Annotated in this window: 19 protein-coding genes; 9 read left to right on the top strand and 10 right to left on the bottom strand. The window is 38.4% G+C overall.

What is annotated here, in order from left to right:
- Positions 1-66 precede the first annotated feature (66 nt).
- Complete coding sequence (locus R2R28_RS07690) at positions 67-1,479, top strand: S41 family peptidase (protein ID WP_316825106.1); 1,413 nt, start codon at positions 67-69, stop codon at positions 1,477-1,479.
- A gap of 707 nt (positions 1,480-2,186) precedes the next feature.
- Here R2R28_RS07690 and R2R28_RS07685 read toward each other — a convergent pair.
- Positions 2,187-4,382, bottom strand: coding sequence for a radical SAM protein (locus R2R28_RS07685; RefSeq protein WP_316825105.1), 2,196 nt, complete (start codon positions 4,380-4,382; stop codon positions 2,187-2,189).
- A 223-nt stretch (positions 4,383-4,605) separates the two neighbouring features.
- On the opposite strand from R2R28_RS07685, the gene R2R28_RS07680 reads away from it, so the two are divergent.
- Positions 4,606-5,322 (top strand): hypothetical protein, encoded by a 717-nt coding sequence (locus R2R28_RS07680; RefSeq protein WP_316825104.1) that lies wholly within the window; start codon positions 4,606-4,608, stop codon positions 5,320-5,322.
- Between the two features lie 249 nt (positions 5,323-5,571).
- Here the strand turns inward: R2R28_RS07680 and R2R28_RS07675 are convergent, their stop codons facing one another.
- Positions 5,572-6,762 (bottom strand): NAD(P)/FAD-dependent oxidoreductase, encoded by a 1,191-nt coding sequence (locus tag R2R28_RS07675; protein ID WP_316825103.1) that lies wholly within the window; start codon positions 6,760-6,762, stop codon positions 5,572-5,574.
- Between the two features lie 54 nt (positions 6,763-6,816).
- On the opposite strand from R2R28_RS07675, the gene R2R28_RS07670 reads away from it, so the two are divergent.
- A complete protein-coding gene (locus tag R2R28_RS07670; RefSeq protein ID WP_316825102.1) occupies positions 6,817-7,956 on the top strand; it encodes a 5-(carboxyamino)imidazole ribonucleotide synthase in 1,140 nt (379 codons plus the stop codon).
- Between the two features lie 81 nt (positions 7,957-8,037).
- On the top strand, positions 8,038-8,538 hold the full coding sequence (purE, locus tag R2R28_RS07665; protein WP_316825101.1) for a 5-(carboxyamino)imidazole ribonucleotide mutase: 501 nt from the start codon (positions 8,038-8,040) through the stop codon (positions 8,536-8,538).
- A gap of 237 nt (positions 8,539-8,775) precedes the next feature.
- Here purE and R2R28_RS07660 read toward each other — a convergent pair whose 3' ends face one another.
- The 3 genes from R2R28_RS07660 to R2R28_RS07650 all read right to left on the bottom strand — a co-directional run bounded on the left by R2R28_RS07660 (position 8,776) and on the right by R2R28_RS07650 (position 10,326).
- On the bottom strand, positions 8,776-8,976 hold the full coding sequence (locus tag R2R28_RS07660) for a helix-turn-helix transcriptional regulator (RefSeq protein WP_316825100.1): 201 nt from the start codon (positions 8,974-8,976) through the stop codon (positions 8,776-8,778).
- A 9-nt stretch (positions 8,977-8,985) separates the two neighbouring features.
- Entirely contained in the window at positions 8,986-9,642 is a 657-nt protein-coding gene (locus R2R28_RS07655; RefSeq protein WP_316825099.1) for a hypothetical protein, read from the bottom strand.
- A gap of 120 nt (positions 9,643-9,762) precedes the next feature.
- Entirely contained in the window at positions 9,763-10,326 is a 564-nt protein-coding gene (locus tag R2R28_RS07650) for a YqgE/AlgH family protein (RefSeq protein ID WP_316825098.1), read from the bottom strand.
- A 46-nt stretch (positions 10,327-10,372) separates the two neighbouring features.
- Between R2R28_RS07650 and pdxH the strand changes: the two genes are divergently transcribed.
- Complete coding sequence (gene pdxH / locus R2R28_RS07645; RefSeq protein WP_316825312.1) at positions 10,373-11,023, top strand: pyridoxamine 5'-phosphate oxidase; 651 nt, start codon at positions 10,373-10,375, stop codon at positions 11,021-11,023.
- A gap of 621 nt (positions 11,024-11,644) precedes the next feature.
- Here pdxH and R2R28_RS07640 read toward each other — a convergent pair.
- The 3 genes from R2R28_RS07640 to R2R28_RS07630 are packed head-to-tail and all read right to left on the bottom strand — an operon-like array spanning position 11,645 to position 17,308.
- The gene (locus tag R2R28_RS07640) at positions 11,645-12,559 is read right to left on the bottom strand and encodes a DUF1735 domain-containing protein (RefSeq protein WP_316825097.1); all 915 of its coding nucleotides are present in this window, start codon (positions 12,557-12,559) and stop codon (positions 11,645-11,647) included.
- 25 nt (positions 12,560-12,584) lie between these two features.
- A complete protein-coding gene (locus R2R28_RS07635) occupies positions 12,585-14,186 on the bottom strand; it encodes a SusD/RagB family nutrient-binding outer membrane lipoprotein (RefSeq protein ID WP_316825096.1) in 1,602 nt (533 codons plus the stop codon).
- An 11-nt stretch (positions 14,187-14,197) separates the two neighbouring features.
- Positions 14,198-17,308 carry a SusC/RagA family TonB-linked outer membrane protein gene (locus R2R28_RS07630; RefSeq protein WP_316825095.1) on the bottom strand — a complete coding sequence of 1,037 codons (3,111 nt, stop codon included), beginning with the start codon at positions 17,306-17,308 and terminating at the stop codon, positions 14,198-14,200.
- Between the two features lie 536 nt (positions 17,309-17,844).
- Here R2R28_RS07630 and R2R28_RS07625 point away from each other — a divergent pair.
- The 3 genes from R2R28_RS07625 (at position 17,845) to R2R28_RS07615 (ending at position 21,638) form a co-directional block, all read left to right on the top strand.
- Positions 17,845-18,738 (top strand): 3-hydroxybutyryl-CoA dehydrogenase, encoded by an 894-nt coding sequence (locus R2R28_RS07625; RefSeq protein ID WP_316825094.1) that lies wholly within the window; start codon positions 17,845-17,847, stop codon positions 18,736-18,738.
- Positions 18,739-18,769: 31 nt separating this feature from the next.
- Positions 18,770-19,792 (top strand): Holliday junction branch migration DNA helicase RuvB, encoded by a 1,023-nt coding sequence (ruvB, locus tag R2R28_RS07620; RefSeq protein ID WP_025144690.1) that lies wholly within the window; start codon positions 18,770-18,772, stop codon positions 19,790-19,792.
- Positions 19,793-20,129: 337 nt separating this feature from the next.
- Positions 20,130-21,638 (top strand): bifunctional GNAT family N-acetyltransferase/carbon-nitrogen hydrolase family protein, encoded by a 1,509-nt coding sequence (locus R2R28_RS07615; RefSeq protein ID WP_316825093.1) that lies wholly within the window; start codon positions 20,130-20,132, stop codon positions 21,636-21,638.
- A 58-nt stretch (positions 21,639-21,696) separates the two neighbouring features.
- Here R2R28_RS07615 and R2R28_RS07610 read toward each other — a convergent pair whose 3' ends face one another.
- Entirely contained in the window at positions 21,697-21,903 is a 207-nt protein-coding gene (locus R2R28_RS07610; RefSeq protein WP_316825092.1) for a hypothetical protein, read from the bottom strand.
- A gap of 137 nt (positions 21,904-22,040) precedes the next feature.
- Here R2R28_RS07610 and queG point away from each other — a divergent pair, with 137 nt between their 5' ends.
- Positions 22,041-22,976, top strand: a complete 936-nt coding sequence (gene queG / locus R2R28_RS07605) for a tRNA epoxyqueuosine(34) reductase QueG (protein ID WP_316825311.1) — start codon at positions 22,041-22,043, stop codon at positions 22,974-22,976.
- 55 nt (positions 22,977-23,031) lie between these two features.
- On the opposite strand, the gene R2R28_RS07600 is transcribed toward queG, so the two are convergent.
- Entirely contained in the window at positions 23,032-24,078 is a 1,047-nt protein-coding gene (locus R2R28_RS07600) for an NAD(P)-dependent alcohol dehydrogenase (RefSeq protein WP_316825091.1), read from the bottom strand.
- Positions 24,079-24,121 lie beyond the last annotated feature (43 nt).

Raw genomic sequence — 24,121 nt, 5'->3', positions numbered from 1 at the left:
GGAACATATAATCTTAAATTCGTTATATGGTCAAAAGAATATAAATAAAATCAGATCATTACCCATATGAGATATTGTATTACGTTAGTATTTCTTTTCTTATTAGCCGATACCTCAAAAGCCCAATATTTATATCATCAATTAGAAGAAAAACATCCTATCTCCGAAATTAGGAAAGATATCGATCAATTGTATGCTGATTTAAAAAAGCATCACCTCAAACTTTATCAATACCTTAAAAAAGGCGATCTCGATTTTAAGATTGATAGCCTTAAATCAGCGATCAACCAGCCATTAACCTCGGCAGCGTTATACCAGCAGCTGTTGCCTGTTTTGAGCCAAATTGGCGACGGACACCTAAAGATTGATTTTTTTGAACCTGCAAAGGTAACAGAAAGCGACTACCTTAAATATGGCAAACGCTACTCCTCTCCTTTTGAACAACTTGGATTAAAATTTATAAATGGAAAGATTTTCGTTATCGAAAACAAAAGTGAAGATCAAAACCTAAAACCCGGATCGGAAATTCTGAGTATTAATCAAGTTTTAGCGGCCGACGTCACTAAAAAAGCTTTGCAAAATTCCTTTTCAGATGGTTACAATACTACATTCAAGTATTTCTTTTTGAATTATGGAAATTTAGACAATGTTTGGCGCATTTTTAAGAACAAGGATAGTTTAAAATTGGTATTTCAAAATGGGAATAAAACGGATAGCGCATACCTGATCGGAAAACCCTACAATGTTGAAGCAGCATTGCTGGCAGGTAAACAAATTTCAAATGTAGAAAACCAATTTTTGGATTATAGAAAAATCGACACCAATACGGCCTATCTGAAAGTAAATACTTTTGAAGCTAAAATGGCTCAAAATGATGTAAACCTCTTCAATAACGAGCTATCAAAAACAAAAAACCTGATCCTTGATCTGAGGAATAATACCGGTGGAAATATTTTTTTAATGTGCCATTTCCTAAAGTTCTTTCTTGATAGACCTATGCACCCTATTGAATTTCCGCAGGAACAGATTAAGGGAATGTTATTGCCAACTTTAGACAGCAACAGAAAAAAACAGATTAATTATGTTAAAGAATTTAATCAAAACGGCTATGCAAACCTGGTCCCCTTTAATAATGCTTATAAAAACAAGCTGTATATTTTAATAAACGGAGGCACATTTTCGGCAGCCAGTATTTTTGCCAACACATTGGCATTATCTCAAAGAGGCATTTTAATCGGTGAAGAAACTGGTGGAGGAAGGAATAACACCAATGCAGGTACATATTTTAACACCAAACTAAAAAATACTGGGATTGTTTACAGGATCGGTCTGGTGCCTTTTAATTTACCACAACCCTCTGATACAATTGGTCGTGGTGTAATGCCCAATGTAAAAATCAATTATACTTTAGGCGATTATCTCGCAAAAAAAGACCTCGGAATGGATTGGACATTGAAGGATATCGAAAAAAACAGGTAATTTTAAACCATATCATATGAAACCGAATAAACTCTACCTTATTGCTTCAGTTATATTCCTAATAATAAGCCTGCTTGTTTTTTCATACAGCGGATATGACTTATTGGGTATCCCAACAGTAAACCTGTTTCTTGCGCTTATTGCAATGGCTTACATTACTTCTTTTATTGCTGTAATGAAAAATCGGAAATCTGTTATTTCCTGGTTATTACTTGTTGTAAACTCGATTATACTGATCTGCATCATCTATTTCCTTACACATTTTAAAATGAAGATGTAGTTTTTGTTATCCACTCTAAATCGTACGCATCCTTATGAATACCAAAGACAAAGAAATCATTATTTATTTAATCATTCCTTTAATTGGGATTATACTTTATATATGCTTAGCAAGAAAAATAGTACAGAAAAAATTGGGTAACCTTCTTTTATTAGAATTTTTCCTGATTTTTGTTAATTATGGCGTGCTCGTTCAAATAGTCTTTATTTTCTTTCTATTGCAGTGGTCAGCAGTCTTCTACCTGGTTTATTTTTACTTAGCGCTTATTGCTCCAATAATCATGGGCTTTATAGCATACAGACGTAGGAATTACAAAACACCCTCCAGGTTTGATGTGTGGGCATACATGGCTGGAGGTCTATATTTCGTTTTTGCGCCAATAATTTTTGCGGTTTTATATTTCGCGAATTAAATGATCATTTTCAGATTAAAGCACCAATAAACCGTATTCTCTTAACGTATTAATGGGTTTTGAATACCAGAACAGTTCAAAATTTTCCATTTCACGCTCAAATTCGGCTTTAACTTCCTGAAAAGTAAATACCTTTTCATTGGAGATCGAAATTTGAGCTAAAATGGCGGTTAACCATTCACCTTCTTTTTTATTCGTTTGTACGGTAAAAGTTTCTTTTTTATCGTGAAAAGTGAGCGATACCATTTCCCAGGTATTTCCTTTTTTCGATTTGGTGAAATATTCAGCCGACGGCTTTCCACCTATCCACACTACTTTTGCAGTAGGTTTGGTGTTAAACTGATCGCCATCATTTAATGCCTTTTCGATAAAATCAACTGGTATTTTAGTCCTCGGAATTTTAAAATCGAACCAGTCCTGTAATTCATAATCAAAACAGATGCCGTGCATAAAATTAAAGAGCGATTTCTTTAAACCATAGCTGAATTTATTATGATCAATCCCGGTTTTATCAGTATAATTGATATCATTGTTGGCAAATGTGCCGATAACTTCAGTTTCTTTTACCACACCAAATTTTTCGGGGTACATACCTACCGGGCTATGGGCCGTCATGGCAAACTGGTGCCAAAAACCTGATTGTAATACGCCGGCTTCAAATAACTGGCGTACCATTTCCAAACTATCAACCGTTTCCTGTATGGTTTGTGTTGGGTAACCGTACATCAAATAAGCATGAACCATAATCCCGGCATCGGTAAAGTTGCTGGTTACTTTAGCTACCTGCTCTACCGTTACACCTTTATCGATCAGTTTTAACAAACGATCTGATGCCACTTCCAATCCGCCGGAAACCGCAATACAACCCGACGCTTTTAATAACAAACATAAATCCTGACTAAAACTCTTTTCAAAACGGATGTTTGTCCACCAGGTAACCGCCAGTTTTCTCCTGATAATTTCTAATGCTAGTTCACGCATCAATGCTGGCGGTGCAGCTTCATCCACAAAGTGGAAGCCATTCTGACCCGTTTTTTCATATAGATCTTCAATGCGATCTACAATTAATTTAGCCGCAACCGGTTCGTAAACCTTAATATAATCGAGCGAAATATCGCAAAAGGTACATTTCCCCCAATAACAGCCATGTGCCATGGTGAGTTTGTTCCAACGGCCATCGCTCCACATGCGGTGCATCGGATTTACAATTTCGATAACGGATATATACTTGTCTAAAAGTAAACTTGTATAATCTGGTGTACCTACATCAGCCTGCTTATAATCGTTTCTGAAAGCATCATTACGGTAAACCACTTTACCATTTTCGAGCAAAAAAGTTCTTTTATAAAAATGCGCTTCTGCCGGAACGGGATGTGTAATGTTGTGGTGCAACAGCTCAATTGGCAATTCACCATCATCTAAAGTGATGTAATCGAAAAACTCAAAAACCCTGGCATCTGATAAAGATCTTAATTCAGTATTCGGAAAACCACCGCCCATAGAAATTTTAATTTCAGGGTGATTGGCTTTTATCCATTGTGCACAACGGAAAGCGCTATATAAATTACCAGGAAAAGGAACAGAAATCAGAAATAATTTTGGTTGAACGATTTCAATTTTCTCTTTTAAAATCGAAATCAGGATATGATCAATGTAAGTTGGTCCTTTTGATAAAGCATCGTATAACTCATCAAAAGAATTGGCGCTTCTACCCAAACGTTCTGCATAACGGCTAAAACCAAAATTTTCGTCAATACGTTCTACAATATAATCAGAGATGTCTTCAAGATAAAGTGTAGCCAAATGTTTTGCTTTATCCTGCGTACCCATGGCCCCAAAAGCCCAGTCCAGTTCTTCTAAAGCTGCAAAACGAGAAGCTTGTGGAAGAAAATCATCACTACAGATTTGAAGGGCTAATGTTGGATTTTTACCCTGCAAAAATGCGATTACCGCATCAATAGTTTTTAAATATTCATCCTGTAAAGCATAAATACGGTTGGCATTATCGCTTTTTGGATTTTCATTTTCTACCTCAAATAATTGTTTAAGCCCCCTTTTAGAAAATAATTCTAAAATAACCTCGATACCTAAATCGGCTTGAGTTGCACTGATGTTTTTGGTGTTGAGAAAACCTTTTATATAAGCCGTTGCTGGATATGGAGTATTCAGTTGGGTAAATGGTGGCGTAATGGCAAAAATTTCGGCTTTCAAAAGGAATTATGTTTCTGCAAAAGTACGGGATTTTTAAGGATTATTGCTAAACGCATGAAGAAACGACTTTACAATTAGAAAATCGTAAACTGTTTTTTAAAAGTCTAATGCATTAAGATCCCCGATCAAGTTGGGGATGACGGTCTATCGGGATATGCAACTATCTTAAACTAAAACACCAATCTAAACGTTTTAATCCTACATCAACACCTTTTTTGCCTGAATGAAAGTTTTTTGTTTTTACATCCTGATGCTGTGTGCGCAAATCGGCTTTGCGCAAAAAACATTTGTATTCCCTAAAATCAAGGCGCAAGGATCTTTCATTGCACAAGTTACTCCACCAAACTGGACGGCCATCGATCAGGTTTATGGCGATTTAAACAATGATGCTTCAGAAGATTTAGCGGTAGTTTTTGAGTTTAACAAATCGATTGACGAAACCCGTGTATATGGCGATAACAATACCGATATTATAAAGGAAACGCAAAAACCGAGGATATTAGCCATTTTTTTTAAAGATAAATCAACAGGGGTTTATAGCTTATCAACCCAAAACAACGATTTCATTCTGCGTTCGGAAGAAGGTGGTAAGTTGGGCGATCCGTTACAACAGATTGCCATTAAAGATCAACAACTGTATTTGCGGTTTCAAGGGGGCTCAGAATGGCGTTGGGAATTGGGCTATACCTTTAAATTCGAAAATAAGGACTGGTTTTTAACAAGCGCAATAAATCTTTATTTTAACCAAAATAGCGGCGATATGACAGAAAGGGTTTACGATTTTAAAACCCGTGAATTATTTACCACTGTTGGTAATCTGCACCGAAGGGATATTGCCAACCGAAGAACAAGTGAAGTTTTGTATTTTTCGCAGTTAAGAACGTTTAAAACCTTTAAAAAGCCCTGGGCCTGGGAAATTATGCCGAATGTTTATTTGTAATAGGGCAAACTTATCAGGTCTTCAAAGTAAACGGGTTGTGCTATTTGCTTAGATGTTCTTAGGTGGTCATTTTTTTTTTGGAAATCATGGGTTAGCACAATTGGGTAATGGAGCCCTGCTATCGTTTCAAGTCCTCGTTCGTACCTTACTCCGGGCTTTCCACTTTATCAGGTTTATTTAACTTGAGCCTGTGGTTCTTCGGCGAAGCGTTCAAAGCGCCTAAAAAAAATTGCTTTCGATGTTTATTACCTAGATATTTTGCGCTATCACAAAACCACTGGCCCAGGCCCATTGAAAATTATAGCCGCCCAACCAACCGGTTACATCCAAACATTCGCCGCCAAAAAACACATTCGGGATCTTTTTACATTCCAAAGTTTTGGAAGATATTTCATTGGTATCAATTCCACCACGCATCACCTCGGCTTTGTCATAACCTTTATCGCCCGCAGGTTTAACCTTAAAGTGATGAATGGTTTGTTCAATTAAATCGATTTCTGCCTTGGTTAAAGCCGCAACAGGTTTGCTTAAAGGTAAAAACTTGCCCAATGCATCCGTAAATTTTTTGGTATAAATCCGGTTTAACAGCGTCGATAATAAAGTTTTACCATTATTTTTTCTTTCTTCATCCAATAACGAAACCATATTTTGATGTGGCAATAAATTCAGGTTGATGGTTTCGCCCCTTCTCCAGAAGGAAGAAATCTGCAAAATAGCCGGACCGCTTAATCCCCAATGGGTAAAAAGGATATTTTCTTCAAAAGAAATTTCATCATTGCTTACCTCACAGAAAACAGAATTACCCGAAAGCTGTGCAAACCATTCTTCATCTTTACCAGTAATGGTTAAAGGCACTAAGGCTGGAGCAGTTTCTATGATTTTGAGATCATGTTTTCTGGCAAAACGAAGAGCAAAATCAGTGGCACCCATCTTAGGAATGGGTAAACCTCCAGTGGTAATTACCAGCTTTTCGGAAGTTAAAACAACTGTTTTACCATTCTTCTCATAACTTACTTTAAAGCCATCGGGTAATATTTCAATATCCTTTACATCAGCATTACACCTAATTTCCTGCCCAAAATCGGCACAGATGGAAGTAAAAACCTGTACCACATCCTTAGCATTTTTATCATCAGGAAACAATTGTCCTAAAGTTTTTTCTTTACCCTTAATGCCATAAGTTTCAAAAAAACTGATGGTATCATCAACCGTCCACTGGTTAAAGGCAGATTTAATAAAATGCGGGTTTGCAGATATAAACTGTTCAGCTGATGCGAATTGATTGGTATAATTGCATCTACCCCCTCCGGAAATCAGAATTTTAGCCCCTGGCTTTTCATTTTTTTCGAGCACAATTACTTTCTTACCCAGATAGCCTGCCTGCACCGCACACATCAATCCGCAAGCACCTGCACCAATAATTATTGCATCAGCATTCATCAATAAAATTTATTATGGTTACTTTTGTGCAAAAATAGCATTATTTTCAAGCGCATGGCAAAACAGATTAGCGAATTAAAATTAGGTATTTTAGGTGGCGGACAATTGGGCAGAATGCTCATTCAGCAGGCAATTAACTACAATGTAACCACATTGGTTTTAGATCCTGATCCGGATGCTCCTTGTAAACATATCTCAAATTACTTCGAAAATGGCTCTATTACCGATTTCGACACCGTTTACAACTTCGGAAAGAAAGCAGATATTATTACCATCGAAATTGAAAAAGTAAATATTGATGCGCTTGAACAGCTCGAAAAAGAAGGCAAAAAGGTTTTCCCGCAATCGAGGGTAATCCGCCTGATTCAGGATAAAGGCGTACAAAAACAGTTTTTTAAAGAAAACGACATACCTACCTCTCCTTTCCAGATTGTAAATACCAAAGAGGATATGGAAAACAGTCCTTTCCATTTTCCGTATATTTTAAAATTGAGAAAAGACGGTTACGATGGTAAAGGTGTAATGAAAATCAACAGTGCGGCCGATCTGGAGAAAGCTTTTGATGCTCCCTGTATTATTGAGAAACTGGTTGATTTTGATAAAGAAGTTGCGGTAATTGTAGCCCGTAATGCCAATGGCGATATGAAAACCTTCCCAATGGTAGAGATGGAATTTAATCCGGAAGCCAACCTGGTAGAGTTTTTGATTTCTCCTTCCACTTTTGCCGAAAGTTTACAGCAAAAAGCAGAAAACATTGCTAAAAATATCGCCTCGGCAATGAATATCACCGGAATTTTAGCGGTTGAGATGTTCGTTTGTAAAGATGGCGAATTATTGGTTAACGAAGTTGCCCCACGCCCACACAATAGCGGTCACCAAACGATTGAAGGCAATTATGTTTCTCAGTTCGAACAGCATTTACGGTCTATTTATAACCTGCCATTGGGCGATACCAGCAGCATTACCAATGCCATTATGATTAATCTCCTTGGTGAAAAAGGTTTTGAAGGGGTAGCCAAATATGAAAATTTAGAAAAGATATTAGCCATTGATGGTGTTTATGTTCACCTATATGGCAAAAAATATACTAAACCCTTCCGCAAAATGGGGCATGTTACCATTGTAGATATCGACAGGGAAAAAGCGATCGAAAAAGCAAGGTTTGTACAAAAAACATTAAAAGTAATCGCATAAAACTCCTAGCCCTTTAAACGGGAATTAAAAACAAGGTGGAAATGCAAAAGTTTAAAGAAGTTAAAAAGAAATAAAATAAATATGAGTCAAGGAAATTCAAATTCGGCATTAGTTGGAATTATCATGGGTAGCAAATCAGATTTACCTGTGATGCAGGATGCTGCTGATGTATTAAAAGAATTTGGAATAAACTATGAAATTACGGTTGTGTCTGCGCACAGGACACCAGAACGCATGTTCAACTATGCTAAAGAAGCACAAGGCCGTGGCTTGAAGGTAATTATTGCTGGTGCCGGTGGTGCTGCCCATTTACCAGGAATGGTGGCTTCTATCACTACATTACCTGTAATCGGTGTGCCAGTTAAATCGTCAAACTCTATTGATGGATGGGACAGTATTTTATCTATACTACAAATGCCAAATGGTATTCCTGTGGCAACTGTAGCTTTAAATGCAGCTAAAAATGCAGGTTTATTGGCTACTCAGATTTTAGCTACTGCAGATGAAACTTTAACGGTTAAAATGCAGGCTTATAAAGATGAACTTAGAAGAAAAGTTGAGGAAAGCGCTGAAACGATGTAATAAAGTAGTAAGACAAATTCTTAAAAAGAGGCGTCATTCCCACGCAGGCGGGAATCTTAAAGCTTATTGCATTACGATTCCCAATCAAGTTGGGAATGACGCTCTGCCTATGCTTGTCTAGAAAATCAACACTCCAAACTAATTTAAACTCGGATCAACCGGAAAATTACTGATATGCGCATATTTTGGCCCTGAGTTTACGATTACATCTCGCCAGAGTTTTCCATAGCCCATTTTTTATTCAACATCAATAATATCGCCAGGTTTACAATCTAAAACTTTGCAGATGGCTTCTAAAGTATCAAACCTCACGCCCTTTGCCTTTCCGGTTTTTAATATAGAAAGGTTTACGATGGTTAATCCAACTTTCTCTGATAGCTCGGTTAGCGACATTTTCCGGCGGGCTAACATCACATCTAAATTAATAATTATAGGCATGGTTTAGGTTTATACAAATGCTTCATTTTCCTGTTTAATATCTACGCCAACCTTAAATGCCAGGCCAAATGCCAATAATACCAGGCCAATAAGTGTTTCCGCGCCAAAAAAACTGGCACCATTAAAAAGATAATAACCCGAATCATTGATATGCAGGTTGTTAATACAATTGATAGACAATTCTTGCCTAATCCATCTTAACACTGGTAAAAAAATCAGCACTATGCTGCTATATATTATTATAGATGAATTTTTTCTTGTAAAAACTTCATCTCTTAGTAAAGACCTGAAAAACAGTTTGACTGATAGAACCAAAAAACCGATACAAATAAAATAAATCAGATAAGCCAGCTGAAAAGCAATGGATGAAAAAGAAAATAATTCAGCGTATGAATTAAATCTTAAAGATATCGAAGCAGTTTTTGCTTCGCTTACAAAAACCTTTTGGTTAAACCAATTACCCAAACCATTATCCGTAGTTCTGATCTTATTATGATCTTTTTTCTCTGCTTTTACATCATATATACTATACCACTTTATCCCTCTGGTAGCATTTGGCACACCGGCATTAAAAATAGAGATTAGCAAAACAATTGCATATAAAGCGAGCGCCAGTGTAGACAGTTTATTTAGCCACTTAATTACCTTGCTTTCTGAGAGTTTCATAAAATATAGTTTAAATATGAAACAAACATAAAATAATATTTAAAATAAAACAATAAATATTTATCGTTTTATTTTAAATAAGTAAAAGTTGTTAACTGAAAATTGCCAACTGAAAACCGACTAATTTAAACTCGGATCAACCGGAAAATTACTGATATGTGCATATTTTGGCCCTAAGTTTACGATTACATCTCGCCAGAGTTTTTCGTCATCGCTACTGAAAATAAGTTCAGGATCAAATTTATCGCTCACCATCCAGGCATTTTGTTCTATTTCACGGTCTAACTGCCCTTTATCCCAGCCAGAATAACCCATAAAAAATTTCACCTCATCAGCATTGATGGCGTTTGTATTTAACAGGATTTTAAGCGTTTCAAAATTCCCTCCCCAGTATAATCCATTTCCGATATCTTCGCCACTTTGCATTTTATCATAACAACGATGTATAAAATGTAGGGTATCTGCAGCAACTGGTCCACCGAAATAGATGTAGTTTTTTGCATCCCATAAATCCTGTATCACATCGTTGAGGATTAAGTTTCCAACCTGGTTAAGGATGTAACCCACGGTCCCCTCGTCACCATGTTCGGTTAATAACACAACAGACCTTTTAAAATTGGGATCGGCCATAAAAGGTTCTGAGATGAGCAAGCGGCCTGTTTTTGGTTTTATATTGTTTAGCATGATGATAATCATTTGTTACACCATAAAAGATGCCTATTTTTGTTGTATGCAAGTTACAAATGAATTTCTACAAAACCTGCGCCAAGATTACAAAAGCGCTTCGCTGGATGAATCTGACGTGGATCAGGATCCGATTGTCCAGTTTCAAAAGTGGTTTCAACATGCAGTTGATGCCCAGATATATGAGCCTAATGTGATGACTCTGGCCACTGCCGATAAAGCCGGAAGACCTGATGCACGTATCGTGCTGTTAAAAGGTGTTGATGTAGATGGTTTCAGGTTTTTCACCAATTACCTAAGTGCCAAAGGGAAAGAGCTAAAACGTAATCCTTACGCCGCACTGGTATTTTTCTGGCCAGAACTGGAAAGACAGGTAAGAATTGAAGGAACAGTAGAAAAACTGGATAAAGAAACATCCGAAGCCTATTTTAATACCCGGCCAATTGCGAGCCAGATTGGTGCTGTAGCATCTCCGCAAAGCCAGGTAATCCCGAACAGAAGTTTTTTGGAAGAAAAAGTGGAAGAGCTAAAAGCTAAAAGTACCGATAAGGGTGTTGCTAAACCGGCGCATTGGGGCGGTTATATTGTAAAACCTACCCGAATAGAGTTTTGGCAAGGCAGAAGAAGCAGGTTACACGACAGGATAAATTTTGAACTGGTAAAAGGCATCTGGACCAAAACCAGGTTAGCGCCATAAATTGCTTTAAAAAATAAATAGAGATCGGCTATCCAGCAAGATCTCTATTATAACTAATCATTAACTAACCTAAATTTACTAGGAAGTACTTTTATTAAAATGCCTGCATTTTACAATGCCGGCGGTAATTTCTATCTTTTATTAAGCAATTTATCTGCTTATTTTGTTTTTCCTGATGGATCAAAAGTCCTTAAAAAAGACATTAAAATGAAACAGGTATCGATGAATAAATGCTTTGTATCGATTAAAAAATTACCTCGAAATTTTAACATTTTATTTAACAAACTTTAACTATATATTTTTGTTAATCAGCATTTTAAATCATAAACAAAAAGTAAAAATTTAGTATTAACGGGTTACTATTTCGTTGTAATAAGCTGCGAAGAATCGTCATTGCGAGAAGGCTTTTTCAGCCGACGAAGCAATCTTTCTTGCAAGAATTACTTGCCGGAAAGATTGCTTCGTCGTACCTCCTCGCAATGACGAGTTTTTATTGAGTCTGTCAATGATAGCTTGTTTAGGGCCTTACATAAAATCAACTTATTTAAGGCGTTTCGACAGGCTCAATGTGACAAGCAAAAATGAGTTATCTCTCTTTAAATTAATTTTGTTTCGGAACTTTTACCTCGCACTTGCGTACTTAATCACCAAACTTACATCCCTTGTTGTTGTAGCCGGGTTCCACCGGAAATTTAACGTAAATGTTTTGGTAGCCGGGTCATATTTATTATCCTTACCAGCTAAATTTGCAAGGGTGGCATTACCTAAAGATGTCATAGTTACGAGGTTTGTTGCAGGATCTACTGTAGCCCTGAGGTTATCGATACCAGAAACACCCGAGGTTCCACCAGCCCATCTTAAATTGGTAATCTCTACCGTTGTTGCACTTACGGTACTTAAGGTAAGATTTGGATTACCAGCTATACTCCCGCTTAAAGCATCGTTGGCAGGTATACCAGGCGCTGTATACCTGATCACATTACTTCCTGTCCCAACTGAATATATGCCATCATAAGCGTTTTTAGCATTAATTTTAAACAAACCTTTGCCATAATTACCACTTACCGTACCTGCTGAAGTTGATTTAACCACAACGCCCAAAGCATAACTCTTGCTAAAATCAAAAGCACTGGTTTTAAGTTTAATGTGGAAAGTGCCCTGTTTTTGTCCTTTCGGAATGGTAACTGTGTAAGATGGTACAGTGTACAAACTGGCATCCAAACTGGTTAAAACAGCGGTAGACGTAGACATGGCGTCTACTATTGTCGCATCGAAACCTAAAGTTACGGTTACATCTTCCGGGGCTCCATCTACACCGGTATAATTAATTAAAACCGGACAATCAACTTCAGTTACTGCATCAAAAGATTTGGTTACCGAAGCATATGCTGTTGAACTTGTTCTTGAAGGCAAATCAGCCAGTTCTACAATGCCGTTAGAACCATTGTCAGCGTAAATTCCATCCTGTTTGGTACACGATGAAAAGCCTAATGCGATTGCAAACAACGCAAAGCCTATTTTTTTATAATTTTTCATATCAATTTTCTTTATCTAAAAAAATTTAGTTAGTGTTCACGTCCCAGAAAATTTTTGAAGTATATGCACTTAAACCGGTTGGAACATTAGGGTTTAAATTATACTCTGTAGTTGGGTAGAGGTTGCGTACTGGTAAACGATCTGTTGCTGTAGCAGATGATTGCAACGATACAAAGGTTGTTGTTGCTGCAGTTCCTGATATGGCCGGATAACCTGTTCTTTTGTATTCCTGCCAGGCTTCGAAACCATTAACAAAGTTTAACGCAATGTATTTTTGGGTGATAATAGCTTCTAAACGCTGTGCCGCAGTAGTTGCCAGATTGTAATTAACCAGATAACTACCCGAGTTTGCAGCTTTGTATGCAGTAAGGTATGCATCTAAAACAGTGCTTGTGGCTGATGTAGTGGTGGTACCCGATTTTTGAAGATAATTGTATGAAGCCCTGATTCCGTTATCGAAATTGGTTGCAGCATCACCTGATAGCGGATGTCCTTTTAGTGCTGCTTCAGCAAGTAAAAAATAAGTTTCGGCAGCTGGCATCATTAATTGCCCCATTACCCTGCTTTTTAAAATTCCCTGCGCCGCTGGTGCACTTAAAGCTGTTCCAACACCGATATACCAGGCCGGATAACCTGAAATCCATGAAGGAACGCCTGTTTCATTTCCCAATTGATTGGTTGGAGTAGTATTAGCCGCATAATTTTTATAAATCAGCGCACCTCGTGTTCCATCGCTTAGCTTTGTACCGTTATAAAATGAAAAAATCCATTTAGTCGGGATTTGCTGTGCCGCATAAGCGCCATTACTACCGGTGTAGCTAGAATGATAAGTATTCCATAACGGATTTTGACGGGCACTGGTACTTACAAACCCCGGATCGATCAATACATCACTGGTTAAAAAACCTTCGGAAGAAAAGGTACCGAATGCAGTGGCTGCAAAAGAAGCTAAAGGACCATCCTGTGCACGGGTTAAAATGCGCAGTTTAATATTATTGGCAAACTGAATCCATTTGGTAATATCGCCACCGAACATCACATCTGCGGAGCCTAAAGCTTTTACCACCGTGCTTGATCCATTGGCTTTAAGTTGCGCAATGGCAACATCTATTTCGGTTACTAAAGATTTATAAATGGTTGCAGCATCATCGTAATGTGGCGTAAGGTTATCAATACCGGCCAAACCTTCTGTATAAGGTACATTACCATACTCATCTACCAAAATCTGGTAGTAATATGATTTCATCACCCTTGCAACGGCATTAAACAATACATATTTGCTTACGCCTGAAGTAGAAGTAATGATATACTGATAACTTCTTAAATCAGAAAATGCACTGTTAAATAAACCATTATTGGTTCCTGAGTTCCAGTTGTAGGTAAAAAAGGTTGATCCTGAAAAAGAATAGCCACCCGCATTAGCCTGGTAACCAGCCATCCATGCACCGTAATTAAAATAAGTAATAAAATTTGATGCCGTATTATTGAGTGCGGCAGGCAAAACCAGTTCTGGTGATGAAGAGGTAGCCGAATTGGTATTTTCGTTGATATCCAGGTAACTCTTTTTACAGCCGGGAGCAGCAAAAATGATGGTTAAAAGGACAGTTAATTTTAAAAATCTTTTCATAATTCTTGTCATTAGAAAGTTAATGATATAGTGCCACCATAATACCTGGTTGGAGGGGTTTGCGATAATGAAGTAATCCCCACGGCATTACTGTCTGATCCGTTATTACTGTAATCAGGATCTGCAAACTCGTTTGATTTCGGTAACCAGATAAACAGGTTTCTTCCTTGCGCACTGATGGTAGCCGATTTAATGAATTTTACGTTACGCAATACGGATGACGGAAGTTTATAAGCCAGGGCCAGTTCCCTCAATTTCCAATAGTTACCTGAATACACATAATTGCTGGTTACACTAGAATATAAACTGCTGCTGGTCCAGAAACCTGCACCACCATCTGACACGGTAACGCTGTTATTGGCTACATAAGTTCCGCTTGCCGAATCGTAATATGAGGAGTTAGGAAAAACAAATTTCTCTCTGTTGTAATAAGCACTTCTGGCCGATGAACCTGAAAAATCGTATGTAGATGCCGCTGTACTGTACTGCACATAATTAGAGCGGTACTCAAACAATCCGGATAAGGTTAAACCTTTGTAAGAAAGCTGAAAATCAAGACCTAACCTATTCTTCGGTATGGTATTTCCTAATATATTGCCCTCCGTTTTTCCTACCGGATAACCTGTGTTTTGATCTACCACTACCCTGCCTTCTGAATCGCGGATATAATCTGACCCGATAATTACCGGATAAATGCTGCCTACCTGACCAAAAATAGTCGAGCTATTACTTACACCGATACGGGTTAAATCGTTAGATAATGAAACCAGTTTATTGTTGTTGTATGTATAATTACCACCAACGGTTAATTTCCAGTCGCCTTTTCTGATCGGTGTAAAATGTAAAGCTGTTTCCAAACCTTCATTAGTCAATTCGCCGGTATTTAAAAGATAGTAGTTATAACCTGTAGTTGCAGGAACGCCTGCTGTAATGGCCTGCCCGGTAGAACTGGTATTATAATAAGTTACCGTTCCATCAATTAAACCTTTAAACAACCTGAAATCTACCCCACCTTCGTAACCTGTGGTAATTTCGGGCTTCAGGTTGCTCGAAACCAAAGTATTGTTCGGTGTATAACCCGTACCATAACCATAACCTGTTTGCGAATCGAAGGTAGATTGCAAGGAATAAGCACCCCCATTGGTGGTATTACCCACGTTTACGTTACCTACTTTTGAAACTCCGGCCCTGATTTTCAGGTAATCTAAAACTTTACTGTTTTTTAAGAAACTAAAAGCATCGGTCGGGATAAAGGACACATCAGCTGCCGGATAGAAAAATGACCTGTTGGCTGGAGCAAGCACCGAAACCCAATCGTTCCTGCCTGTTACATGCACATAAAGGTATTTTTTATATCCAACGGTTATATCGGCCCAAACCCCATACTGGCGGGTATTGTAATTGGCTTCACCCGCAGATGGCGTTCCGGTTATATTGCCTAAATTATAAAGTTCACTTACCTGCAAACCACTGCCTGAGGCATTAAGATCTTTATAAACATAACTTTTTAATGAGGTTCCGATCAGCGCATTGAACGAGAAATCTTTCACATCTTTTTTAATGTTGGCAAAAAAATCTGTACTAAAGTTGCTTGTGTTCAGCATTTCATCACTCACACCACTGCTTTGGTTCGTTTTGGCAGAATGATCTAATGTATACTGGGTATAATTGTAACCTGTAGTGCTGTTTTTGTTCCGGTAATAACGGTTTGTAATGGCAGCCCTGTAGGTAAAATCCAGCCAATCCGCTGCTTTATATTTCAGCTCCAGTAAACCTGTTAAATAATCGTTGGTGGTATTTTGCCTGTAATTATCAATGGCCCAGTATGGGTTTTTATAATAATCATTATAATAACTATCCGGATTGCCCCAGCCCGTTGCATCCTGCCAGTTCGAATATTGCAGCAAAGGAATCTGCGCAGGCGTATTTAACAGGTTATCGTAAATGGTAGAAGTTGCACTGGTAATATCGTACTTGTTCTGGGTATAACTGGCGTTATAATTGGCCGTAAACCTTTTGCTAAAATTCCGCATACCATTAAATCTGAATGCCGCCCTGTTGTATTTATCTTTTGGTGTGGTTCCGGTTCCATCTAAATACTGTGCCGATAAATAAGTTGATGATTTCTCATCAGCGGAAGAGATAGAAAAATCAGTTTGGTTGGATATACCCGTTTTCCAGAAATCATATTTATCATTAGTGGCAGAATATGGCGTGTATTGTTGTGCGCCACTTTCGGTTACGCGACCAATTGGCCTTAATGTTCCATCAAATGCCGGACCATACTGCTGGTTTTCGATCGGGTCGTATACCTGCGCACCTGAAGTAGAACCAGATCCAAAACGGTTTTGCAATAACGGATAAAAACTTACCTGTTCCAAAACCGTCGTATTCGATAATTTAATTACAGGTGTTCCAACCTTACCTTTTTTAGTGGTGATGATTAATGCGCCGTTGGAGGCATCAGAACCATATAAAGCAGCGCCACTTGCACCATTCAATACGGTAATGTCCTCAATATCATCAGGATTTAAATTGCCCAGAATGGCATTTGGTACCACGGCACCATCTAATACAATAAGCGCCTGGTTATTCCCTGTAATGGAGCGGTTTCCCCTTAATACCAAACGGTAACTTGGATTTACACCACTTCCTACAGCATTAATCTGCAAACCTGGTACTTTGCCCACCAAACCACCGGCAATGGTTGGCGATTTACCTGCGGTTAACGATTCGCCATCTACCCGGGTAGAAGCATAACCCTGCTCCCTCGCGGTTCTTTTAATACCACCAGCGGCAATTACCACTTCATCCAAACTGTTTACATCAGATTCGAGCGTGATATCAATGTTTTTAGCTGTAACATTCTGTTCTCTTGTTTTGTAACCGATAAAGGTAAATACGAGGGTTTGAACACCCGATGATACTTTGATGGAATAGACCCCGTTGGCGCCAGTGGTTACGCCGTTGTTTGTTCCTTTTACTTTTACACTTACCCCGGGTAGCGGTAAACCGTCTTCTTTGGCCGATACCACCCCTGTAACAATTCTTTCTTGTGCCGAAACCCTGGTTACGAGCAAAACAATAAAGAACAACAAACACTTTAGTAGTTTTCTTTTCATTTACATTTTTAGTTTAATAAGTTAATAATGTGCCTGAAAAATTAATCACAACAAGAATCACAACAGAAGCCAGTGCTCAGCTTTAATTGAAAATCTGTAAATGGTTAGTTAAATTTCTCACCATACACGGAAAATGAGAGGAGATCCGGTCCGTTACGAACAAATGCGGCGATTAATAATTCAGCCTCTAATAAAAAAGAATGGCAACAACTAAAATTTTAAGAAACGACAAACAGATAATTTGTGTCGATAGATCATTTTAACAATGTTAAATGACATTTTTTAACAAAATTTTTGGAAAATTTTATTAATAAGAGATCATTTATTAAAAAAAACGCCTAAAAAAGAATAAAAAACACCAATAAAGAATAAATAGCAAACAAAATAATTCAAAACAGAATTTAAAAAAAGAAAACCAACAAAGAACAACGCCGATTCTATAAATAAAACGCTAAAAACACTTCAATTTGAGAACACACAAAGATTAGTGTACTCGGTTACAAATAAGTAAATTCGCTTCTTTAAATTCTTTAAAGATGAAACAAATCGCAGTTATAGGATCTGGTACAATGGGGAATGGTATTGCCCATACCTTTGCACAATTTAACTATCAGGTAAGTCTGATTGATATTAACCAATCTGCTTTAGATAAAGCCATACAAACCATCAGCAAAAACCTCGACAGACAGGTTGCGAAAGGTACCTTAACGGAAGAGCAGAAAAGTACAACGCTTCAAAACATTACCAGCTATACTTCCATAAAAGAGGGCGTTCAACATGCAGATTTAGTGGTAGAGGCGGCAACTGAAAATGTAGACCTGAAACTGAAAATATTTAAAGATCTGGATGAGCATGCCCCGGCAAATGCCATATTAGCTTCAAACACTTCTTCCATTTCCATTACACAGATTGCCGCCGTAACCAATAGAGGCGATAAAGTTATCGGCATGCATTTTATGAATCCCGTACCGGTAATGAAACTGGTTGAAGTAATCCGTGGGTATGCCACCAGTGATGAAACCACTCATACGATTATGTCATTATCCCAAAGTTTGGAGAAAGTTCCTGTTGAGGTAAATGATTATCCGGGTTTTGTTGCCAATCGTATTTTAATGCCAATGATTAACGAAGCCATTTATACCCTTTATGAAGGCGTTGCCGGTGTGTATGAAATTGATACCGTAATGAAATTAGGAATGGCCCACCCAATGGGACCGTTACAATTAGCCGATTTTATTGGTCTGGATGTCTGTCTCGCCATCCTTAAAGTATTACATGATGGTTTTGGCAATCCGAAATATGCACCATGCCCTTTACTGGTAAACATGGTTGCTGCTGGTAAAAAAGGCACAAAAAGTGGCGAAGGCTTTTACACCTACACTCCCGGATCGAAAGAACTGGTTGTTTCTGATAAATTTAAAAAATCCTAATTTTTTTAGCATTTAATTTTATATTTGCTGTATGAATGAGCATCTGGATCCTGAAGCAAACAACCTAACTCCTACCGATCGCGATATTGAAAGGGTATTAAGGCCACAGGCTTTTGAAGATTTTACGGGACAGGAAAAAGTGATGGAAAACCTGAAAATTTTTGTTCAGGCAGCAAAATTGCGTGGTGAGGCTTTAGATCACGTGCTTTTACATGGTCCTCCGGGATTGGGAAAAACCACACTTTCACACATTATAGCCAATGAAATGGCTACAGGCATTAAAGTAACCTCCGGTCCTGTTTTAGATAAACCCGGCGACCTGGCAGGATTATTAACGGGCTTAGATGAGGGTGATATTCTTTTTATCGACGAGATTCACCGTTTATCGCCCCTTGTAGAAGAATATTTATATTCTGCCATGGAAGATTTTAAGATCGATATTATGCTCGAAACTGGCCCTAATGCCCGTTCTGTACAGATTTCGCTTAACCCTTTTACATTAGTTGGCGCTACTACCAGATCAGGACTCTTAACGGCTCCCTTAAGGGCGCGTTTTGGCATTAATGCCCGTTTGGCTTATTATGATGCTAAATTATTAACCACGATTGTTTTACGTTCATCAGAGATTTTAAAAACACCAATCAGCGATGAAGGTGCTTACGAAATTGCGCGCCGTAGCCGTGGCACACCTCGTATTGCCAATGCACTTTTACGAAGAACAAGGGATTTTGCACAGATTAAAGGAAATGGAAATATCGATACCGAAATTGCCCGTTACGCCTTAAATGCACTGAATGTAGATGAGCATGGACTAGATGAAATGGATAACAGGATTTTGGTTACCATCATCGATAAATTTAAAGGCGGCCCGGTAGGTTTAAAAACCATTGCAACAGCTGTTGGTGAGGATGAAGGTACTATCGAAGAAGTTTACGAACCATTTTTGATTCAGGAAGGATATATTATGCGTACTTCACGAGGCCGCGAGGTTACTGAAGCGGCCTATAAACACCTAAAAAAGAATTACCCTGGGCAAACCGGGAAATTGTTTTAGGATAGTATTGCTTCAAACCAAGTCGTTATTTCAAGCGAAGTGCAAGGCAGCCGAGAAATCTATCATAAGAGGTTTTTTCCTTGCTCTGTCATCCTGAGCGCAGTCGAAGGATCTCCATTCCACTGCGTTCCAGTCGAGATGACGGCGCTTTTATGAAGCCTATCAATGGTAGCGGAGTGCAACTAAATGTACAAATCTATTATTGTTATATAAAAGATTGCTTCACGCTACCCACTTAATCCCGCCCTTCAGTTCGCAAAGACGATCTGCTAAAAAAACAATATCCATCTGAACATTTAAGCCCGTTCGGTGTTCATTAATATAGAAATCAAACATTATGAATATTGAATTACGTAAACTAACGCTCGAAGATTACGCAGATCTTAAAGAATCTATGCTTCAGGCATACGATAGCATGGGCGGATCCATTTGGCCTAAATCAAGTATCGCTAAACTTTTAAATATTTTTCCTGAAGGACAGCTTTGCATTGCTGTTGATGATAAGGTTGTAGCCTGTTCATTAGCCATTATCGTAGAATATGATGAATACGGAGATCGCCATACTTACAAGCTGATTACCGGTGATTATTCATTTTCTACACATGATCCAAACGGTGATACGCTTTACGGCATCGAAATTTTTGTACACCCCGAATTTCGCGGTTTGCGCTTAGGAAGAAGGCTGTATGAAGCCCGGAAAGAACTTTGCGAAGGTTTAAACCTTAAAAGTATTATCGCCGGCGGCAGAATACCAGGTTACCATGAATATGCGAATGATCTAAGCCCAAGACAATATATTGATAAGGTAAAATCAAAAGAAATTTACGATCCTACGCTTACTTTTCAAATTTCTAATGATTTTCACGTAAGGAAAGTGCTTAAAAACTATCTTCCCGGAGATCATCAGTCAAAAGAATATGCCACATTGATTGAGTGGAACAACATTTATTATCAAGGTGTTGATGCCTCTGCCCGTTCGGCCATGACTATTCGTTTGGGTTTGGTACAATGGGAAATGCGTTTATTCCCCAATATGGAAGCGTTTTACGAACAGGTAGAGTTTTTTGTTGACGCATTAAGCGGTTACAAATCAGATTTTGTGATGTTTCCCGAGCTGTTTAACACACCTCTACTCCAGCCTTACAATCATTTACCCGAAATTGAGGCCATGCGCAAGCTTGCCGAAAAAACGGAAGAGATTGTACAGAAAATGCACGAATACTCGTTGAGTTACAATACAAACATCATTACCGGCAGCATGCCGCTGATTGAAGATGGCAAACTTTACAACGCTACTTACCTTTGCCACCGCACGGGCAAAATAGACGAGTACAGAAAAATACACATCACCCCGAATGAGCAGAAATACTATGGGATGATTGGCGGCGATAAAGTGCAGGTTTTTGATACCGATTGCGGTAAAGTGGGTATTTTAATTTGTTATGATGTAGAATTCCCTGAATTAAGCCGTATTTATGCCGATCAGGGAATGCAGATTCTTTTTGTACCTTTCTTAACTGACACGCAAAATGGTTATACCCGTGTTCGCCATTGTGCACAAGCCAGGGCCATAGAAAACGAATGTTATGTGGCTATTGCAGGCTGTGTGGGTAATTTGCCTAAGGTAAATAATATGGATATTCAATTTGCACAATCGGCCGTTTTCACTCCTTCTGATTTTGCTTTCCCAACCAATGCCATTAAAGCCGAAGCCACCCCAAATACAGAAATGGTTTTGGTAGTGGATGTTGATCTCCACTTACTGGATGAACTGCATCATTATGGAACGGTAAAAGTTTTAAAAGACCGCAGAAAAGACCTTTATCAGGTAAAACTCTTAAAATAACAAAAAAAAATGCCGGCCAAATTAATGGACCGGCATTTTCATTTTAATCTAAAGCTGATTATTTTCTCATGATAAACCATATAATCAAGCCAATGATAACGGCAATTGGCAGCACCCATTTCAGGGCTTGTCCACCACCATTTTCATCCTTTTCGGTAACCGCTGGTTTTGCCGGTCCCGGATCTTGTTTATGATTTTCGTAATCTTTTTCTATCGGTTTCGGAGCTGCTCCTGATTCCGTATGTTGTGGATCTATATTTTCCATGGCTAATACTCTAAAGTCTCTCCCTTTTAGGTGATCTCCCAATCCGGATGAACCATAATCAATTAATTTAGTTTCTGTATTTAGAACAAGTGATTAATGAAAATGTTTTAAATCCTAAGCCTTATCTTTGCAGCCAGGTGTACAACAATTCTGCAAAATATAGTCAATTGATCAAAGATGAAGCCCTTCGTTTGGGCTTCTTGGCTTGTGGTATTTCGAAAGCTGAATTTCTCGAACAAGAAGCACCAAGACTTGAAAACTGGCTGAACCAGAATCGTCATGGCGAAATGAAATATATGGAAAATTATTTCGATAAACGCCTCGATCCCAGACTATTGGTTGATGGTGCAAAATCGGTAATTTCCTTATCGTTAAATTATTATACAGAAGAAACGCAAACAGATCCGAACGCGCCAAAAATATCTAAATATGCGTACGGACAGGATTACCATACAGTAATTAAAGATAAACTGAAAGAGCTTACCTATTTTATTGAAGAAAATATTGGTGAAGTATCTGGAAGGGCTTTTGTAGATTCAGCGCCTGTTTTAGACCGTGCCTGGGCAAAAAAATCAGGAATTGGCTGGATTGGAAAAAACTCCAACCTGATCAGTAAAACCAATGGTTCTTTTTTCTTTCTTGCTGAACTGATTGTTGATCTGGAATTGGATTACGATCATCCCTACCAGGCAGATTATTGCGGAAGCTGTACCCGCTGTTTAGATGCCTGCCCTACAGATGCCATTATCGCGCCACAAGTGGTGGATGGCACTAAATGTATCTCTTACCTCACCATTGAGTTAAAAAACGAGATTCCTAGTGAATTTAAGGATAAAATGAGCAATTGGATGTTCGGTTGCGATATCTGTCAGGATGTTTGCCCCTGGAACCGTTTTTCTAAAGCACACAACGAAGATGCTTTTAAACCTGAAAGTGGATTATTGGATTTAAGTGCGAAAGATTTAACCGAAATTACAGATGATGTGTTTAAAAAGGTTTTTAAAGGATCAGCTGTTAAGCGTACCAAATATGCCGGCCTTAAAAGAAATATCGATTTCCTGAAACCTGAATAGTTGTAAATTAAAATTAAAGGAGCCAAGCTTTAAAAACCTGGCTCCTTTCATCCTACTACAAGGTATCCATATCAATTACGAAACGGTATTTCACATCACTGGCAAGTACACGCTCATAAGCTTCGTTAACATAGTTGATATTAATTACCTCTACATCCGAAACAATATCGTGTGCGGCACAAAAATCAAGCATTTCCTGAGTTTCTTCTATTCCCCCGATACTTGAGGCTGTTAAAACCCTGTTACCATGCATTAAACCTGAACCCGGGAATTTAATAGGCTCTGCTGGTATACCTACACAAATATGCACGCCGTTTACATTCAATAATTTGAAATACATTTCGTAATCATGCGGTGCAGATACCGAATCGATAATAAAATCGAAATGTTTAGCGTATTGTTTTAATTGCTCCGGATCTTTGGTGATCACAAAATTATGTGCACCCAAATTTTTAGCATCAGTTTCTTTTGATGGAGAGGTACTTAAAACCGTTACTTCTGCACCAAAGGCAACCGCAAATTTAACCGCCATGTGGCCCAAGCCGCCCAAACCTAAAACGGCTACTTTATGTCCTTTTGTAATTCCCCATCTTTTAATTGGCGAATAAGTGGTAATACCTGCGCACAATAACGGGGCAACACCAGCCAAAGGTAATTTATCAGAAACATGAACCACAAATTCTTCTGTACAAACAATTTTATTCGAATAACCACCATAAGTTGGTGTGGTTTTATCGCGTTCAACGCTGTTATAAGTCCACACGGTTTCACCTTTTTCACAAAACTGTTGTTGGCCACCTTTGCAGGTAGGGCATTCTTTACAACTATCTACCATACAGCCAATCCCCGCCAATTCGCCTACTTTAAATTTAGTAACAGCCGAACCGACTTCGGTAATACGACCAACTATCTCGTGTCCCGGTACCATTGGGTATCTTGCTGGTCCCCATTCGCTTCTTACCTGATGGATATCAGAATGACAGATACCACTAAATAAAATTTCAATCAATACATCTTTAGGCCCAACGTTCCTTCTATCGAAATTCCATGGAGCCAGTTTATCGCTTTGGCTGTGAACAGCGTATCCTTTTGCAGCTATCATATATATTTAAATTTTGTTCAAAGCTAGAGCATTAAGCCTTACG

Origin of the sequence: Pedobacter miscanthi (assembly GCF_032678605.1) — a bacterium.
In the GTDB taxonomy this organism is placed as follows: Bacteria; Bacteroidota; Bacteroidia; order Sphingobacteriales; family Sphingobacteriaceae; genus Pedobacter; species Pedobacter miscanthi_A.
This window is presented reverse-complemented; position numbering and strand designations above follow the sequence as displayed.

Bases quoted from the DNA above. Each gene is read 5' to 3' on its own strand.
- R2R28_RS07690 (WP_316825106.1), top strand. From the start codon at position 67: ATGAGATATTGTATTACGTTAGTATTTCTTTTCTTATTAGCCGATACC.
- R2R28_RS07680 (WP_316825104.1), top strand. From the start codon at position 4,606: ATGAAAGTTTTTTGTTTTTACATCCTGATGCTGTGTGCGCAAATCGGC.
- R2R28_RS07675 (WP_316825103.1), bottom strand. From the start codon at position 6,762: ATGAATGCTGATGCAATAATTATTGGTGCAGGTGCTTGCGGATTGATG.
- R2R28_RS07670 (WP_316825102.1), top strand. From the start codon at position 6,817: ATGGCAAAACAGATTAGCGAATTAAAATTAGGTATTTTAGGTGGCGGA.
- purE (WP_316825101.1), top strand. From the start codon at position 8,038: ATGAGTCAAGGAAATTCAAATTCGGCATTAGTTGGAATTATCATGGGT.
- R2R28_RS07660 (WP_316825100.1), bottom strand. From the start codon at position 8,976: ATGCCTATAATTATTAATTTAGATGTGATGTTAGCCCGCCGGAAAATG.
- R2R28_RS07655 (WP_316825099.1), bottom strand. From the start codon at position 9,642: ATGAAACTCTCAGAAAGCAAGGTAATTAAGTGGCTAAATAAACTGTCT.
- R2R28_RS07650 (WP_316825098.1), bottom strand. From the start codon at position 10,326: ATGCTAAACAATATAAAACCAAAAACAGGCCGCTTGCTCATCTCAGAA.
- pdxH (WP_316825312.1), top strand. From the start codon at position 10,373: ATGCAAGTTACAAATGAATTTCTACAAAACCTGCGCCAAGATTACAAA.
- R2R28_RS07640 (WP_316825097.1), bottom strand. From the start codon at position 12,559: ATGAAAAATTATAAAAAAATAGGCTTTGCGTTGTTTGCAATCGCATTA.
- R2R28_RS07635 (WP_316825096.1), bottom strand. From the start codon at position 14,186: ATGAAAAGATTTTTAAAATTAACTGTCCTTTTAACCATCATTTTTGCT.
- R2R28_RS07630 (WP_316825095.1), bottom strand. From the start codon at position 17,308: ATGAAAAGAAAACTACTAAAGTGTTTGTTGTTCTTTATTGTTTTGCTC.
- R2R28_RS07625 (WP_316825094.1), top strand. From the start codon at position 17,845: ATGAAACAAATCGCAGTTATAGGATCTGGTACAATGGGGAATGGTATT.
- ruvB (WP_025144690.1), top strand. From the start codon at position 18,770: ATGAATGAGCATCTGGATCCTGAAGCAAACAACCTAACTCCTACCGAT.
- R2R28_RS07615 (WP_316825093.1), top strand. From the start codon at position 20,130: ATGAATATTGAATTACGTAAACTAACGCTCGAAGATTACGCAGATCTT.
- R2R28_RS07610 (WP_316825092.1), bottom strand. From the start codon at position 21,903: ATGGAAAATATAGATCCACAACATACGGAATCAGGAGCAGCTCCGAAA.
- R2R28_RS07600 (WP_316825091.1), bottom strand. From the start codon at position 24,078: ATGATAGCTGCAAAAGGATACGCTGTTCACAGCCAAAGCGATAAACTG.